This window comes from Streptomyces sp. NPDC001070, from assembly GCF_053598835.1.
Map to the genome: position 1 here is coordinate 1 of NZ_JBSFLB010000047.1, position 14,589 is coordinate 14,589.

Genomic DNA, 14,589 nt, shown 5'->3' on the forward strand with positions numbered 1-14,589 from the left:
TCCTCGTCCGCCCAGTCGCGGCGGGCGAAGCCGACGAGCGAGAAGCCCGGCGGCAGCAGCCCGCGGTTGGCGAGGTCGTAGACAGCGGGCATCAGTTTCTTGCGGGACAGGTCACCCGTCACACCGAAGATCACCAGGCCGGACGGCCCCGCGATACGCGGCAGCCGCCGGTCGGTTGGATCGCGCAGCGGATTGATCCAGCTGTCGGTTTCCGTCATGGGTCCACTTCTCTTCATCGTGCTTGTGGCGGTATTCGTGGCGCGGCCGATGTCATGCGGCTCCGAAGAGTTCCAGGAGTCGGTCCTTGCCGAACATGCGGGCGGTGTCGATGGCCGAGGGGGTGCCGGCGGCGGGGTCGGCGCCGCCGTCGAGGAGGACGCCGACCACCTCGTCCTCTCCCTTGAACACGGCACCGGCGAGGGGCGTCTGGCCCCGGTCGTTGGCGCGGTCGGGGTCCGCGCCGCGCTGGAGCAGGGAGGCGACGGTCGCGGCGTGGCCGTGGTAGGCGGCGAGCATGACCAAGGTGTCGCCCTTGTCGTTGGTGAGGTTGGCGGGCACGCCGGCGTCCACGTAGGCCGACAGGGTCTCGGTCCCGCCCCGGCGGGCCAGGTCGAAGACCTCGGCGGCGAGCCGCAGGACCTCGGGGTCCTGGGCCGGGTCGGTCTGCGGGGTCGGCTCGCTCATCGTTCCTCACTCGGAGTGGCTGGTTGCCGTGCACGGGCGGAACCGCTCGTGATCCACTCTATGGGCACTCAACCACCGCGACCTCCTCCGCATGCCCGGCGTCCCTCACGGTGGTGTGCGCCGCCCCCCGCGGAGGCCGGCCTCCCGCCGCGTCGCAGTCCGCACGACGGACCGGTCGCCGGCGATGGCGCGATCACCGGTCGCGGTCGGCGGCGCTGTCGCGGGTCATGGACGGTGCGAGAAGCCATGGCCCGAACCTTAACGATTTTGATCACTCGAACGGGCGACTTCACTGCTCCGTCGGCGGGGCCTGCCACATGACACGCCGGGCGAACGGCGAGGATCACGCCCGGAGAAACAGTTCAGCAGAGCCGATCAGGTGAACTTATCGACAAATCACCCATTCGCCTCTTTTCAGAACATATTACTATCTGTAATTCTGGAACAACTCATGGTGACAGTCCCCATCACACAGGAGTAACCCCCATGATCCTGTCCATCTCAGGCGTCGTCCTGCTCGGCATCATCGTCTTCCTGTTCTTCCGCAAGGACGGACTCAAGGCGTCCCACGCGCTCGTCTGCGCCCTCTTCGGCTTCTACCTCGCGGGCACCGCCATCGCCCCGAGCATCAAGGCCGGCGGGGCGAGCCTGGCGAGCCTCCTGGGCGGGATCAAGTTCTAGCGCGGCCGTTCCGCACGGCCGATCCACCGGGCCCGGCGCCGCTCCGCACCGGGCCCTTCCCGTTCCGTTCCGTCGTACCGTCCCGCAACGATCCTCTGGAGCTCCCCGTGGTCCGGCGCCCCCTCTCCACCCTCCTGAGCTGCCGCCCCTCGCTCGCCCGCGGCCGTGAACTCGCGCGGACCGCCGTCGACAGCGCCACGGACGTCCTCCACCCGCTGCTGGTCATCATGCGCGGGATGCGCCGCCAGGCCGGGTGGGCGCGCGAGTGGTGGGGCAGGACGCCCAAGGACCGGCGCGGACCGGCCATGATGGCGGCGGTGGGGGTGGGCTTCCTCGTCCTGGTCCTGCTGCCGTACGGCGCGTACCTGATGGTGGCCGCGCTGATGGGCTCCGCGGGCTGGATGGGACGGAACCGCACCCCCGCTCCGACGGGACCGAGCGGCGCCGAGAACGACCGGCTGACCGCGCTGTACGAGGCGCTGGTGCCGTACCTGTCCGACCCCAACGACCCCAGCCCGATCTACGCCCACGACGGCAGCTGGGAGAACGCCTTCGGGGACTACGAGTTCGAGGACGGGCGGCTCACCCGCCTGCACCTGAAGTACCCCGCCTACTTCACCGACGGCGAGGCCGCGGCCCGCACCCGCGTCGAGCACGTGCTGCACGCCAAGGTGGGACGCGGCCGCGAGTACCGCTTCGAGTGGAACGAGGAGGAGAACCACCTCACCCTCACCGCGCTCCCCCCGCTGCCCACGGGCATCGCCGCCCAGCGCTTCGTCACCTCCCCCGGCGAGACGGTGCTGGGCTTCACCGACCCCGAGGCGGTGCAGCGGACCGTGCCCGTCGAGGACGGCGAGGAGCTCAGGGACGCGCCGCCGGTGGTGTGGCGCACCGGACCGCGCTCCACCGAGCCGCACCTGCTCGCCCTCGGCCAGCCCGGTACGGGCACGACCACGCTGCTGCGTTCCATCGCCCTCCAGGCGCTGCCGGAGGGCGACGTCCTGGTCGTCGACGGGAGCGGGACCGGCGAGTACGCGTGCCTGTCCGGACGGCCGGGCGTCCTGGCCGTCGAGAGCGGCCTCGCGGGAACGCTGGCCACCCTGGAATGGGCGGCGCACGAGACCGAGCGGCGCCTGATCGCGGTCAACCGCGCCCGGCAGGCAGGGCGGGCCGCCCCCGAGGACGTGCGGCGCCCGCTGTGGATCCTCGTCGACCGGCCGACCGTGCTCAGCCAGCTCGCCCACGCCGAGAACCGGCCCGACCCGCAGGAACTGCTGGACATCCCGCTGCGGCACGGCCGCGCCGCCGGGGTGACCGTCGCCGTCGCCGACCATCTCGACGGCGCCGAAGCGCTCTCCCCGGTGGTCATCGCGCAGACCAGGGCCCGGCTGCTGCTGGGCGCGGTCACCGCCGAGCAGACCCAGGCGGTGCTCGGCGCGCCGCAGTGCTCGACGTCCGCGGCGGAGGTGCCGCCGGGCCGCGGTTACGTCCGGCTGGGCTCGGGTCCGGTGCTCCGCGTACAGGTGCCGGCGACCCCGGACCCCTTCGACGAGGACGCCAGCGACGGGCACCGCCAGGCGGTTCTGGCGCTGCTGCCGTCCGCGGACGCGGCCCCGGCGGCGCAGACGCGGGAGCGGGCGGGGGAGACCGCCGACGCCCCCGGGGTGGTCAAGGTCTCCGAGCCCTCCGGCGCCGTTCGGCCGGCCGGCGGTCCGGCGCTGGAGCACTGACCGGCACCGCCGCCGCCGTCGCCATCGTCGTGCGGCCGCCGGCGGCCGTCAGCGGCGCGGCGGCAGCCGGTGCAGGCGCACCTCGGTCAGCGCGCCGCCGGCCGCCTCGGCGATGAGGTACGTGCAGTACGGCTGACGTCTGCGGTCGGTCGGCGAACCGGGATTGAGCAGCCGCAGCCCGCCCGGCGCCGTGCTGTCCCACGGGATGTGGCTGTGCCCGAAGACCAGCACGTCCAGGTCGGGGAAGCGCTCCTCGCAACGGCGTTCGCGTCCCTGCGCCGGGCCGCTGTCGTGGATCACGCCGAAGCGGAGCCCGCCCAGCTCCGCCCGCGCGACCTCGGGCAGCCGCGCTCGCAGGTCGGGGCCGTCGTTGTTGCCGTACACACCGATCACCCGGCGGGCCCGCGCCTGGAGCAGGTCGAGCGTGGCGGCGTCGGCCCAGTCGCCCGCGTGGATCACGGCGTCGGCCTCGGGAATCCGGCCCAGGAGTTCGTCCGGAAGCTCCTTGGCACGTTTGGGCAGGTGTGTATCGGACATCACAAGAAGACGCACACGTCCACGCTATCCGCGCGGGGGACGGCAGCGGCGCCGGGCACGGCGGCCGGAAGGAAGGCCGACGTCACGGCGTGCCGCGCGGGGCGGCGTGGCCGGTGGGGCGACCCCGTGGTCAGCGGGACCGCGGGCCTCATCGATGAAGGGCCCACGTCATGTGCGGTGACACGACCCCCACCCGATCGGCGGAACTGGTGCAGCCCGCGGAACCCGCGTATGTGGGCGCCGCCCGGCACTTCACGGCCGAACTGCTTGGGCTCTGGGGACTGGCCGCGGACGACCGCATCGCCGCCGAGCTGATCGTCGACGAGCTCGCGGCGAACGCCGCGCGCCACGGGCGGGCGCAGATGTCGATCCGGCTGGCCATGCGCGACCAGGGCCTGGTCATCACCGTCACCGACAGCGGCGAGGCCCCGCATCACGACGGCGACGCCCCCGACTGCACACCGCCGGACGAACACGGCCGCGGTCTGGAGATCGTGCGCCGGCTGGCCGGGTCCACCTGCATCCATGACGACGAACGCGGCCGCCGCGTGGTCACCACGCGCCGCCTCGCCCCGCTTCAGCGGTCGGTCGCGGGGGTCACCAGCCCCGCGTCGTAGGCGAGGATCACGGCCTGGACGCGGTCGCGCAGGCCGAACTTCTCCAGGATGTGGGCCACATGGGTCTTCACGGTGGCCTCGCTGACCACGAGTTCGGCGGCGATCTCGGCGTTCGACAGTCCCCGGGTGAGGGCCCGCAGTACGTCCATTTCACGTCCGGTCAGCCGGTCCAGCGCGGGCGGTGCACTCTCCTCGGTGCCGTCGTCGAGCTGCGCGAAGCGGTCGAGGAGCCGGCGGGTGACACGCGGGGCGATGACGGCCTCGCCTGAGGCCACGACGCGGATGGCGTCGATGAGGGAGGCGGCCGGGCCGTCCTTGACGAGGAAGCCGCTGGCGCCGGCGCGCAGCGCGTCGACGACGTGCTCGTCCAGGTCGAACGTGGTGAGGATGATGACCTTGGCGGGCAGTCCGGAGCGGACGATGAGCCGGGTCGCCTCGACGCCGTCCATCCTGGGCATGCGGATGTCCATCAGGATGACGTCGGGCTGCAGGGCCCGGGCGTCCTCGACGGCGGCGGCCCCGTCACCCGACTCGCCGACCACGTTGAGATCCGGCTCGGCCTCCAGGATGAACCGGAACCCGGTACGGATCATCGGCTGGTCATCGACGAGCAGCACGCGTATCGCGCCCATGGCCCACCGTTCCTTCCTCGGTTTCGCCGCCGTCCTCCGGCAGCGGGGCGGGTACGACGGCGCGGACGACGTATCCGCCGCCGGGGCGCGGGCCGGTGTCCAGCCGCCCGCCGACGGCCGACACGCGTTCGCGCATGCCGACCAGTCCGTGGCCGCCGCCGGCCGACGGGGCGGGCGCGACCAGGCCGGCGTCGGCTCCGCGCCCGTCGTCGCTGACGGTGACGACCAGCTCCGCGGGGCCCCAGTCCAGGGTGACCGTCGCCCCGGTGCGGCCCGCGTGCTTGAGCGTGTTGGTCAGTGCCTCCTGCACGACGCGGTAGACCGTGAGCTCCGTTCCCGCGGGCAGGGGGCGCGGGCTGCCCAGGGTGGCGGACCGCACGCGCAGCCCCGCGTCGCCGACCGCCGCGAGCAGTCCGGGGATCTCGTCGATGTGCGGCTGCGGCGGACGCCGGGCGGGCTCCTCGTCCTCGTCGGTGCGCAGCACGTCCAGCAGCCGCCGCAGTTCCACCACGGTGGCCCGGCCGGTCTGCTCCACGCCCGCGTGCAGCTCGTGCGCCTTGCCCGGGTCGCGGTCCAGCACGCGGTCGGCGGCGATGGTCTGCACGACCATCAGGCTGACGTTGTGCGCGACGATGTCGTGCAGCTCGCGGGCGATCCGGGCGCGTTCCTGGGCCACGGCGGCCCGGGCGTTGGCGGTCTTCTCCCGCTCCGCGGCGGCGGCGCGCTCCACGATGTCCGCCGCGAGCGCCCGCCGGGCCCGGGCGAGTTCGCCCAGCGCCCAGGCCGCGACCAGCAGCACGTTCATGGTGACCGCCGCGGACAGCCGGTACCCCTGGCCGAGTTCGATCTCGGCCAGGGTGGTGGCCAGGATCACCGCTGCCAGCAGCCTGAGCGAGCAGGGCCGGCAGATCCGCAGCGCGGTGAGGAACACCGCCACCGCCACCGCCACGTAGACCGGACCGATCGCCACGCCGTGCGGCCCGACGGGCTGGGGGACGTAGTCGAGCCCCTGCAGGGCGGCGGCCGCGAGCGAGACCACGACCAGCACCGGCACCGGCCACCGCCGGTGCACGATCAGCGGCACTCCGGTGAGCAGCGCGAGGGCGATCCCGAGGGCGGGCAGACCCGGCCCGCCGGGCGTCGTCATGGTCTTGACCACGCTCGACAGCGAGCCGAGCGAGAGAAGTACCGCGAGCGCCGTGTCGACCACGGCACTCGGTACTCGCCGCCTGGCGATCGTGTCGAAGAAGGTCATGAACCCACGGTAAACCGGGCCGCCCGGCGCCACCTCGGCCCCGATCACGAGGTTGCCCGGCCGGGTCATCCGCACTGTTGTCATCCTTCCGGAGGAGACGGGCCGCACCCGCAGGGGCCGGGCCGTCCGCCATGGGGCCGAGGGCCGTACCGCGCTCCGCCGCCCTGATGAGCGGACAGTTCCGCATCGCGGGCGAGGGTCCCGCGGCAGGGCGGCCGAAGGCTGGACGGCAGTGGTTTCCGCAGCGGGCGGGAGCCGTCTGCGCCCCGCGAAGGGAACTTCCGTGTTCGACCGTCTCGGCGGAGCCGTCACCCGGCGGCCCGTCCTCGTCATCCTCGTCTGGGCGGCGGTGCTGCTCGCCCTGACCGGTGTGGGCGTCGGCTATGCCGGCTCCCACCACTGGAACGACACCGACACGCGTCAGAGCAGCGCCCTGCCGCCTAGGTACGAGTCGGTCCGGGCGCAGCACATCGCCGACCGGGCCTTCGGGAAGGAGGACGACAGCGGCACCGCCACCGTGGTCGTCACCCGCACCGACCACCGGCCGCTGACGCGCGGCGACGTGGCCCGCGCCGAACGGCTGGTGACGGCCGTCGAACGGAAGGCGGCCGGGCGCACGGACCCCGCCGCCGTACGCCTGGCCCCGGGCCCCGGGCAGCTGTCACCCGACCGCAAGGTCCTGCTGACCCAGGCGGTGTTCGACCGTCCGTCCGACGACCGGCGCGCGCAGACCGCGGCGACCGGGCTCGACAAGGACCTCGCCGAGGCGACCGAGGGCACGTCCCTGCGGGGCCGTCTGACGGGTGAGACGGCGGCGATGGCCGACGACGCACGGATGAGCGCGGTCGTCATGTACGCCATGATCGCGGTGGTCTTCGTGCTGCTGATCGCGCTCTTCAGGAGCCTGCTGATCGCGGTCGTCAGCCTCGTCGCGATCGCCCTGGTCGGGCTCGGGGTGACCGGCCTGCTCAACATCGGCGCGCACGCCGCGGGCGTGCGCATCGGCGGGACGGCGACCGACCTGCTGCCGGTGGTGCTGTTCGGCGTCGGCACCGACTACATCGTCTTCCTGCTCCACCGCTACCGCGAGCGGCTGCGCGCCGGTCAGGACCACCGCCCGGCCATGGGCGGCGGCGTGGGCCGGGTGGGCGAGGCCGTGGTGTCCTCCGCCCTGGCGGTCGCGGTGTCGTTCGTGGCGCTGCTCGCCTCGCAGATGCCGGACTTCCGGGTCCTGGGCCCGGCGCTCGGCGTGTCCGTCCTGGTGATGCTGCTCGCCTCGCTGACGCTGGTCCCGGCGCTGTTCACGGTGCTCGGCAAGCGGCTGTCCCGCCGGCCGTCGTGGCGGCGCGCCCCGGCGCCGCGGGTGGCCGGGCCGGTGGCGCGTCTCGTGGCGCGGCGCCCGGCGGCCGTCGCCGGTGCCGCGACGCTGCTGCTCGCGGCGCTGGCCTCGTTCGCGTTCGGCTACAAGGCGGATTACGACCTGTCGCCGTACCAGAAGGGCAGTCACGCGGCCCAGGGCTACGCCGAGCTGACATCGGCGTTCCCCGCGGGCATGCTCACCCCGACGCAGGTGATGGTCACCGCCGAGCACGGCACGCTCTCCGCCGCCCGTCTGAAGCCGTACACGGCGCGGCTCGCGCACCTGCCGAATGTGGGCGAGGCGCGGGTCGTACGCGTGTCCGGCGACAAGAAGGTGGCACAGGTCGACATGGCCCTCACCATCAACCCGACCGGCACCCGGGCGCTGCGCTCGCACACCGACGTGATCGCCCCGAAGGCGCACTCCCTGGCCCCGCGCGGCACCTCGGTCGCGGTGGGCGGCCTGACCGCCGCGTACGCCGACACCAGCAAGGTGGTCGGCCACGACCTGCGGTTGATCATCCCGATCGCCGCCGTGGCGATCGGCCTGATCCTCCTGCTCACACTTCGGGCGGTGCTCGCCCCGCTGTATCTGATGGCGGCGGTCGGCCTCGGTTTCGCGGCGACGCTCGGCTCGGCGGTGCTGCTCTTCCAGCACATCCAGCACAAGCCGGGTGTGGGCTTCACCGTGCCGCTGATCGTCTACCTCTTCGTCGCGTCGATCGGCACCGACTACAACATCCTGATGATCGCCCGGCTCCGCGAGGAACTGGTGCGCGGGTCCACCCCGCGCGAGGCGGCGCGCTACGCGGTCACCCACGCCGGTCCCTCGGTCGCCGCGGCGGGAGTCATCCTCGCCGCCAGCTTCGGAGTGCTGGGCTTCAGCAGTTCCACCGCGTCGGTCGGACTGCCGGTCGCCATGGGCGTCGTCCTGGCCACCTTCGTCACGTCATGGCTGCTCATACCCGCCGTCACGGCCCTCGCCGGGCACCGGGCGTTCTGGCCCTCGCGGACCCGCGCGGGCCATCCCGGGGGCGGAGGCCACCGTCGCCTCATTCCTGCGGGTTACACGGAGTTTCGCCCGGTGGAGTGAGGGTTCGTGCCGATTCCGACCTGATTCTGGAGACACCACCCGCGGTGCGTGAGCACGCACCGCACCGAACCGACAGATCCACGGAGAACCCACCCATGACCCCGGTCATCTTCCCGGAACCGACACCGGACCCGAGGGGCCTGCCGTCCCTCCTGGCGACGGCGCACGAGGAGCCTGTGCGGATCGGTGTGCAGCGCGCCCACGGCCGCGCGCTGGTCATGGTGTGCGGTGAACTCGACGTGGCCACCGCGCCCCGGCTCCGCGCGGTCCTGCGGGACTGCGCGGACCGGCGCGAGGACGTCACCGTCGACCTCTCGAACCTGCGCTTCATCGACTGCTCGGGGCTGCGGCCCCTCGTCGACGCCGAGGCCGCCGCCCGCCGGCATGGCCGCGCCTTCACGATCGGGACCGCCTCGGCCCCGGTGCGCCGCGTCCTCGGGCTGACGCGGCTGACCCGGCTGCTGTGCGGAGGCACGGTGGCCTGACACCCGGACCGCAGTACGGCGCAAGGGCCGTGCAATGGCGTGACGGACCGTGGAATCGGGGCGGTACCGGCCGGAGAACGGCCGGTACCGCCCCTGTCTTTCGCCGTGCCGAACGTGACCGGGGGCCGCCCGGGGCGGGGGTGCGCCGCGGACGGGCGGAACGAGGAACGGGCCGGCGGGCCCGGGCACGACAGAGAAGAGGAAGTCCCATGGCCGGCCGGATGATCCTGGTACGACACGGCGAGACCGACTGGAACCGCGGACAGCGCTACTACGACGGGGCGCAGGATCCGCCGCTCAACGCCACCGGGGAGCGCGAGGCGGGCCTGCTCCGCCCGTACCTGGCCGGGCACCGCTGCGCACGCGTCTTGTGCAGCCCGGCCGCCCGCGCCCGCAGGACCGCCCAACTGGCCGGACTGCGGCCGGACATCGACCCGGAGCTGGTCGAGTGGGGCTACCGCGCGAGCCGCGCCGAGGAGGACGTGCACACCGCCGACGAGGGCTGCGAGGTGCTCCCGTGCGGGCACGACCTGTGGAACCACGCGCTGCGTTCGGCGGACTGCCGCGGCGAGTGCCTGCGCGAGGTCACCGACCGGGCCGACCGGGTCCTGGCACGCCTCGCACCGGACGTCGAGGCCGGCGGAGACGTCCTGGTCGTCTCGCACGGCAACCTCATCCGGCTCATGGCCACCCGCTGGCTGGGCCTGCCGCCGGCCGCCGCGCCGCGGCTGACCCTCTCGACGGCCTCGATCAGCCTGCTCGGCGACTGGAACGGCAAGCGCGCCATGCTGTCGTGGAACTTCGCGCCCGCCGCGTGCGCCGCACCGGCGGCGGGCTCCGCCGGCTGAGCCCGCGTCGTCCCTGGGCCGTTCAGCCCGCGAGGCGGTCCGCGGGGGCGCCGCAGCCGGCGCACCCGCGGGTCCGCCGTGACGGCTCCAGTACGGCCCTGACCGGTGCCGGAACGGCGGTACGGAGCGCTGCGTGCACCAAGGGGGTGTCGAAGACCAGCTCGTCGCCGTCGGCCGCGAGCAGCCCGGCCCGCAGGGCGGTCTCCACGTGTGCGACGGCGTCGCGCTCGTCGACGCCGCTGATCTCCAGGACGTCCCCGAGCCGGAACCGGGGGCCGAGCATCGCGGCGTAGCGCAGGAGCTCCGCGGTGCCGTGCCCCGCCCGGTCCACCAGAGCGAGGGCGGCCTCCACCGGGGCGCCCGGCAGGCGATCCCGTCCGGTGAGGTCGGCGCCGCCGGCGGCCGCACGGAGGGTCTCGGTCACCAGGCCGGGACGGCCGCCGGTGAGCCGGTGCACCTGGTCCGCGGCGCCGGACAGGCCGCGGCGGCGGGCGAGTTCCCTGACGTCGCTCTCGGGAAGCGGATCCAGGCAGAGCTGTTCCGCGTGGTCGCCGAGGAGCGGGGCACTGCCGAAGGCCCGGTGCTCCGCGCCGACGGTGAGCAGGACCATGACGCGCTGCGGCACGGTGGCCGCGTACGTCATGCGCCGGATGGCGTCCAGGCTCTCCCGGTCGGCGTGCTGCGCGTCGTCGACTGCGAGCAGCACGGGGCGCCGCGTGGCGATGCGCAGGACGAAGGCCGCGACCGCATCGACCGCCCCTTCGTCCTGGTGCGGCGCCGCACCGGGACCGGAGGCGTGGCAGCCGCCGTCGAGCAGGACACCGAGCTCCGGGAGGAGCCTGCGCAGGGGGTGTTCGAGACCGCCCGCGGCGGCGCGCACCTCCTCCGGCGGGGCGGTGAGGCAGTGAGCGCGTACGGCACGCACGAGGGTGGGTTCGTCGGCCGCGTGGCCCGGTTCGGGGTGTCCGGCGGTCAGCGCGACGGCCCCGTGGTCCTCGACGTGCCTGCAGAGCGCGGCCATCAGCGCCGTCTTGCCCATGCCGGAGGCGCCCCGGACCACGGCCCCCGCGGGCCGTCCGCCGAGGGCGGTGCGCCAGGCCTTGTGCAGCTGCCGCAGCTCCGCGTCGCGCCCGACGAGCCGGCCGGGGGGCACCGTCATGGTCCTCCGGGCCCGGACCGGCGGGCGGTTCAGCAGGCACATCGTCTCGCCGCCGCGCAGCATCGCCTCGTGCAGGGCCGCCGTCCGCGGATCGGGGTCGGTGCCCAGGTCGGCGCGGAGCCTGCGGCGCAACCGGTCGTAGGTCCGCAGTGCGGCACCCGCCGAACCCTGGCCGTACTCGGCGGCCATCAGCGCCCGCCAGGCGGGTTCGTCGTAGGGGTCGACGGCGATGGCGGCGCAGGCGACGTCGGCGCAGCGCCGGTGGTCCCCGAGACGGGCGGCGGCGAGCCAGGCGGCCTCGCGGGTACGGCGCAGCTGCCGGTCCACGACGCGGACCAGTTCCTCGGTCCATTCGCCGGCGGGGAACTCCTCCAGCGGCTGCCCGGTGGTGAGCAGGTCCAGGGCGCGGCGCACGGCGACGTCGGCGAGGGCGGTCTCCCCCGCGCCCAGATGGCGTTCGGCCACCGAGGTCAGCCGCTCCGCCTCGTCCAGGTCGACCCGCCAGGCCGTGGTGTCCAGCCGGTAGCCGGAACCCACGCGCTCCAGGCAGGGACCGGTGATCCTGCGCAGGCGGCTGATCAGGGAGGCGACGACCTGCTCCGCCGCGGGAGGCGGGTCCTGCGGCCAGAGGGTGTCGACGACCTCGTCGAGGGCGACCACCCGGTTGCGGCGGACGCCGAGCAGGGCCAGCAGCAGGGCGGCCCGGCCCCGCGGGATCGTGGGCCGCCGTTCGGCTGCGGGGTCCGAGAGTTCGAGGGGGCCGATCAGGCGCAGGCGGATCGGGCCCCCGGCCTGCACACCGTCGAGCGCGCTGGTGGTGGATGACATGGGACGGCTCTCTGTTCTACGCGGGCGGCGGGACGTCACCGCCCGCGCCCCACCTTCGGTCGGTACGGGACGGCGCGCCACGGGACCATGGGACAGACCCCCCACGCATCGGGACACGCGGGGGCACGGGGCACGCGTCAGTGGACGTGCGCCGGGGCTCGCGGCTCACCGGCCCCTGCTCGTACATCCGTTAAGCGAGGCGGGTGTTGGCGAGTGCCCCCGTGCCCCGCGGGACGCCGGCCGGGGAGCCGCGCGGGCCCCGGGGGCGGACGCGGTGGACCTCCTGACACCGCGTGAGGTCGAACGGCAGCGTCATGCCCCGGTGCGGCGGTGTGCAACGGCCGTGCAAGTCCGGGGCGGATCGTGGGACGAGCGGTCGGCGCCCGGCCGGGGCACAGGCCCCCGGGGCCGCCCGCCTCGTACCGCACACCACCAGGAGGACCGTCATGGGCGCACGGGCGCCGGACACGCGGACACCGGAGGAGGACGGACCCGCACCGCTGCCGGAGCGGGAGGAGCCCTGCGGCGACGCGCACTGGTTCGCGTGGCTGGCCGAGTTCGCCGCGACGGCCGTCCTGCTGTTCGCCATGGCGACGCTGTTCCGGTGGCTGGCCGTGCCAGGGAGCCCGCTCGCGCGGGCGGTCCCCTCGGCCGGGGGCCGCCTCGTGGTGGACGCCGTCGTCAGCGGTGCGGCCGTCGGGCTGCTCATCCTCTCGCCGCTCGGGCGGCGTTCGGGCGCGCACATGAATCCCGCCGTATCCGTGGCGTTCTGGCTGATGGGCGCGTTGCCGGGACGGGACCTCGTCGCCTACGGGGCGGCGCAACTGGCCGGTTCCGTGGCGGGAGTCGCCGTGGGACGGCTGGCGTGGGGGACCGCGCTGGGCGGTCCCGAGGCGGGGTTCGCGACCGTCCGGGCGGCCGAAGGGGTACCGGCCGCGGGGGTGTTCCTGGCGGAGGCCGCGGCCACCGCGCTGCTGCTCGCCGCCGTGACCCACGTCTCCGCACGGCCGGGCTCCGCGTCCCGCGTCCCGCTGACGGCAGGTGCGGCCGTCGCGGCGCTGATCCTCCTCACCGGGGGGTGGGCCGGCGGCAGCTTCAACCCGGCCCGGCAGTTCGGCCCGGAGCTCTTCGCCGGCGACACGCGGTGGCTGTGGGTGTACGCCTCGGCGCCGCTCGCCGCGGCGGTGGTCTTCGGTACCGTCCGCTCCCGGCTGCGCGGGGTGCCCCCGCTGCCCCGGATGGAGTTCGGAGGGGCACCGCGATGACCCGATCCGAGGGTGAGTGGTCCCCTCCGGCAGGCATCGGCCCGCGCACGGGGCCGGTTGAAACCCCCATCAGGCGCTCCCCCGCGCCCCCGCCCCGGCGCTTCCGCCGCGGCGGGCCCCACGTCCCCCTCGTCCCACGGGAGAGTGTGCAATGACCGAGAAATCGGCCCCGACCCGCGCCGCTGCGACCGAACCGCTCATCGCGCTCGGCCTCGCAGCCGGGCCCGTAGTGGCGCTCGGCTTCACCCGTTTCGCGTACGCGCTGCTCCTGCCCGCCATGCGCGAGACCCTGGGCTGGAGTTACGCCGCCGCGGGCGCCATGAACACCGCCAACGCGCTGGGTTACATCCTCGGCGCCGGGAGCGCGGCCTGGTTGTCGCGCCGCCTGGGCCCCCGCCGTGTCTTCGTGTGGGGCATGGTGATCAGCGCCGCCGCGCTGCTGGCGTCGGCCACCACCGGCGGTTTCGTCGCGCTGTCCTTGTTCCGCTTCGTCGGTGGGCTCGCCACCGCGGCGACCTTCGTCGTCGGCTCCGCGCTCGCCTCCCGGGTGCACACCGGCGGCAGGCAGGCGCGCTCGGCCATGATGGTCGGCACCTACATGGCGGGCGTCGGCATCGGCGTCGTCCTGTCCGGAGTCGTGGTGCCCTCGGCGCTGACCGCCTGGGGTGCCTCCGGCTGGCAGGGCGGATGGCTGCTGATGGGCATCCTGGCGCTGCTCGCCACCGGTCCCGCCGCCTGGGCGTCCCGGCACGTCCCGGCGGCACCCGCGCCGGCTGCCCACGGGGAGCGGCCGAGCCTGCGGTTTCTGACCCCCACCTTCGCCTGGTACGTGCTGTTCGGCGCCGGCTACGTCTCGTACATGACGTTCGTCATCGCCCTGCTGCACAGCCAGGGCCTGGGGACCTGGTCCACCGCGGCGTTCTTCATCGTGCTGGGCGCGGCCTCGGCGATCGCGACCCTGCTCGTGTGGGGCCGGGTCATCGGCCGGCTGAAGGGCGGACTCGCCCCGGCGGCGGTCTCCGTCGTGGTGCTCGTCGGCGTGCTGCCGGTCCTGCTGTGGCACGGCCAGGTCGCCGCGATCGTCTCGGCGGTGATCTTCGGCGGCAGCTTCATGGCCGGTCCCACGGCGGTGACCGTCATCGCCCGGCGGATGCTGCCCCCGCACGCCTGGACATCCGGAATCGCCCTGCTGACCGTGGCGTTCAGCGTCGGCCAGGCGGTGGGCCCGCTGATCTCCGGCCTGATGTCCGACTCCTCCGGCGGCATCGCCAAGGGGCTGTGGCTGTCGGTGATCCTGCTCGCCGTCTCCGCCGCAGTCGCCCTCGCCCAGCGCGAGCGGGCGCACGTCGCCCAGCCGCACATCGACCCGGCGGCCACCCCGGCCGCCCAGCCCACCCCGGGCCGCTGACCGGCCCG

The 14,589-nt window shown here is 74.4% G+C and carries 13 protein-coding genes and 1 pseudogene; 8 read left to right on the forward strand and 6 right to left on the reverse strand.

From position 1 onward, the window contains the following. Both ACWDAS_RS37340 and ACWDAS_RS37345 read right to left on the reverse strand, forming a co-directional pair. A pseudogene (locus tag ACWDAS_RS37340) lies at nt 1–218 on the reverse strand (glucose-6-phosphate dehydrogenase); the annotation flags it as partial. Nucleotides 219–270: 52 nt separating this feature from the next. Beyond that, nucleotides 271–684, reverse strand: coding sequence for an ankyrin repeat domain-containing protein (locus ACWDAS_RS37345; RefSeq protein WP_450399846.1), 414 nt, complete (start codon nt 682–684; stop codon nt 271–273). A gap of 486 nt (nt 685–1,170) precedes the next feature. Between ACWDAS_RS37345 and ACWDAS_RS37350 the strand changes: the two genes are divergently transcribed. Then, on the forward strand, nt 1,171–1,365 hold the full coding sequence (locus ACWDAS_RS37350) for a hypothetical protein (protein ID WP_018534760.1): 195 nt from the start codon (nt 1,171–1,173) through the stop codon (nt 1,363–1,365). Between the two features lie 107 nt (nt 1,366–1,472). After that, nucleotides 1,473–3,095 (forward strand): hypothetical protein, encoded by a 1,623-nt coding sequence (locus ACWDAS_RS37355; RefSeq protein WP_450399848.1) that lies wholly within the window; start codon nt 1,473–1,475, stop codon nt 3,093–3,095. Nucleotides 3,096–3,143: 48 nt separating this feature from the next. Here ACWDAS_RS37355 and ACWDAS_RS37360 read toward each other — a convergent pair whose 3' ends face one another. Next, nucleotides 3,144–3,647, reverse strand: coding sequence for a metallophosphoesterase family protein (locus tag ACWDAS_RS37360; protein ID WP_450399849.1), 504 nt, complete (start codon nt 3,645–3,647; stop codon nt 3,144–3,146). Between the two features lie 155 nt (nt 3,648–3,802). Between ACWDAS_RS37360 and ACWDAS_RS37365 the strand changes: the two genes are divergently transcribed. Next, nucleotides 3,803–4,249: an ATP-binding protein gene (locus ACWDAS_RS37365; RefSeq protein WP_450399851.1), complete on the forward strand. Its 447-nt coding sequence runs from the start codon at nt 3,803–3,805 to the stop codon at nt 4,247–4,249. Here the strand turns inward: ACWDAS_RS37365 and ACWDAS_RS37370 are convergent. Together ACWDAS_RS37370 and ACWDAS_RS37375 are read right to left on the reverse strand one after the other, a co-directional pair. Next, on the reverse strand, nt 4,210–4,881 hold the full coding sequence (locus ACWDAS_RS37370; RefSeq protein WP_450399853.1) for a response regulator: 672 nt from the start codon (nt 4,879–4,881) through the stop codon (nt 4,210–4,212). The two genes, ACWDAS_RS37365 and ACWDAS_RS37370, sit on opposite strands and share 40 nt — an antisense overlap. Continuing rightward, nucleotides 4,850–6,136, reverse strand: a complete 1,287-nt coding sequence (locus ACWDAS_RS37375; protein WP_450399854.1) for a sensor histidine kinase — start codon at nt 6,134–6,136, stop codon at nt 4,850–4,852. Before ACWDAS_RS37375 ends, ACWDAS_RS37370 begins: the two co-directional genes overlap by 32 nt. A gap of 283 nt (nt 6,137–6,419) precedes the next feature. Between ACWDAS_RS37375 and ACWDAS_RS37380 the strand changes: the two genes are divergently transcribed. The 3 genes from ACWDAS_RS37380 (at nt 6,420) to ACWDAS_RS37390 (ending at nt 9,921) form a co-directional block, all read left to right on the forward strand. Further along, entirely contained in the window at nt 6,420–8,588 is a 2,169-nt protein-coding gene (locus ACWDAS_RS37380) for an MMPL family transporter (protein WP_450399856.1), read from the forward strand. 95 nt (nt 8,589–8,683) lie between these two features. Beyond that, nucleotides 8,684–9,073: an STAS domain-containing protein gene (locus ACWDAS_RS37385; protein WP_450399858.1), complete on the forward strand. Its 390-nt coding sequence runs from the start codon at nt 8,684–8,686 to the stop codon at nt 9,071–9,073. Nucleotides 9,074–9,282: 209 nt separating this feature from the next. Beyond that, nucleotides 9,283–9,921 carry a histidine phosphatase family protein gene (locus ACWDAS_RS37390; protein ID WP_450399860.1) on the forward strand — a complete coding sequence of 213 codons (639 nt, stop codon included), beginning with the start codon at nt 9,283–9,285 and terminating at the stop codon, nt 9,919–9,921. Nucleotides 9,922–9,943: 22 nt separating this feature from the next. Here ACWDAS_RS37390 and ACWDAS_RS37395 read toward each other — a convergent pair whose 3' ends face one another. Next, on the reverse strand, nt 9,944–11,908 hold the full coding sequence (locus ACWDAS_RS37395; protein WP_450399861.1) for a BTAD domain-containing putative transcriptional regulator: 1,965 nt from the start codon (nt 11,906–11,908) through the stop codon (nt 9,944–9,946). 446 nt (nt 11,909–12,354) lie between these two features. On the opposite strand from ACWDAS_RS37395, the gene ACWDAS_RS37400 reads away from it, so the two are divergent. Together ACWDAS_RS37400 and ACWDAS_RS37405 are read left to right on the forward strand one after the other, a co-directional pair. Further along, nucleotides 12,355–13,173 (forward strand): aquaporin, encoded by an 819-nt coding sequence (locus ACWDAS_RS37400; protein ID WP_450399863.1) that lies wholly within the window; start codon nt 12,355–12,357, stop codon nt 13,171–13,173. A 151-nt stretch (nt 13,174–13,324) separates the two neighbouring features. Next, on the forward strand, nt 13,325–14,581 hold the full coding sequence (locus ACWDAS_RS37405; protein ID WP_450399866.1) for a YbfB/YjiJ family MFS transporter: 1,257 nt from the start codon (nt 13,325–13,327) through the stop codon (nt 14,579–14,581). The last annotated feature ends 8 nt before the right edge of the window (nt 14,582–14,589 follow it).

Bases quoted from the DNA above. Each gene is read 5' to 3' on its own strand.
- ACWDAS_RS37345 (WP_450399846.1), bottom strand. From the start codon at position 684: ATGAGCGAGCCGACCCCGCAGACCGACCCGGCCCAGGACCCCGAGGTC.
- ACWDAS_RS37350 (WP_018534760.1), top strand. From the start codon at position 1,171: ATGATCCTGTCCATCTCAGGCGTCGTCCTGCTCGGCATCATCGTCTTC.
- ACWDAS_RS37365 (WP_450399851.1), top strand. From the start codon at position 3,803: ATGTGCGGTGACACGACCCCCACCCGATCGGCGGAACTGGTGCAGCCC.
- ACWDAS_RS37370 (WP_450399853.1), bottom strand. From the start codon at position 4,881: ATGGGCGCGATACGCGTGCTGCTCGTCGATGACCAGCCGATGATCCGT.
- ACWDAS_RS37375 (WP_450399854.1), bottom strand. From the start codon at position 6,136: ATGACCTTCTTCGACACGATCGCCAGGCGGCGAGTACCGAGTGCCGTG.
- ACWDAS_RS37385 (WP_450399858.1), top strand. From the start codon at position 8,684: ATGACCCCGGTCATCTTCCCGGAACCGACACCGGACCCGAGGGGCCTG.
- ACWDAS_RS37390 (WP_450399860.1), top strand. From the start codon at position 9,283: ATGGCCGGCCGGATGATCCTGGTACGACACGGCGAGACCGACTGGAAC.
- ACWDAS_RS37395 (WP_450399861.1), bottom strand. From the start codon at position 11,908: ATGTCATCCACCACCAGCGCGCTCGACGGTGTGCAGGCCGGGGGCCCG.
- ACWDAS_RS37400 (WP_450399863.1), top strand. From the start codon at position 12,355: ATGGGCGCACGGGCGCCGGACACGCGGACACCGGAGGAGGACGGACCC.
- ACWDAS_RS37405 (WP_450399866.1), top strand. From the start codon at position 13,325: ATGACCGAGAAATCGGCCCCGACCCGCGCCGCTGCGACCGAACCGCTC.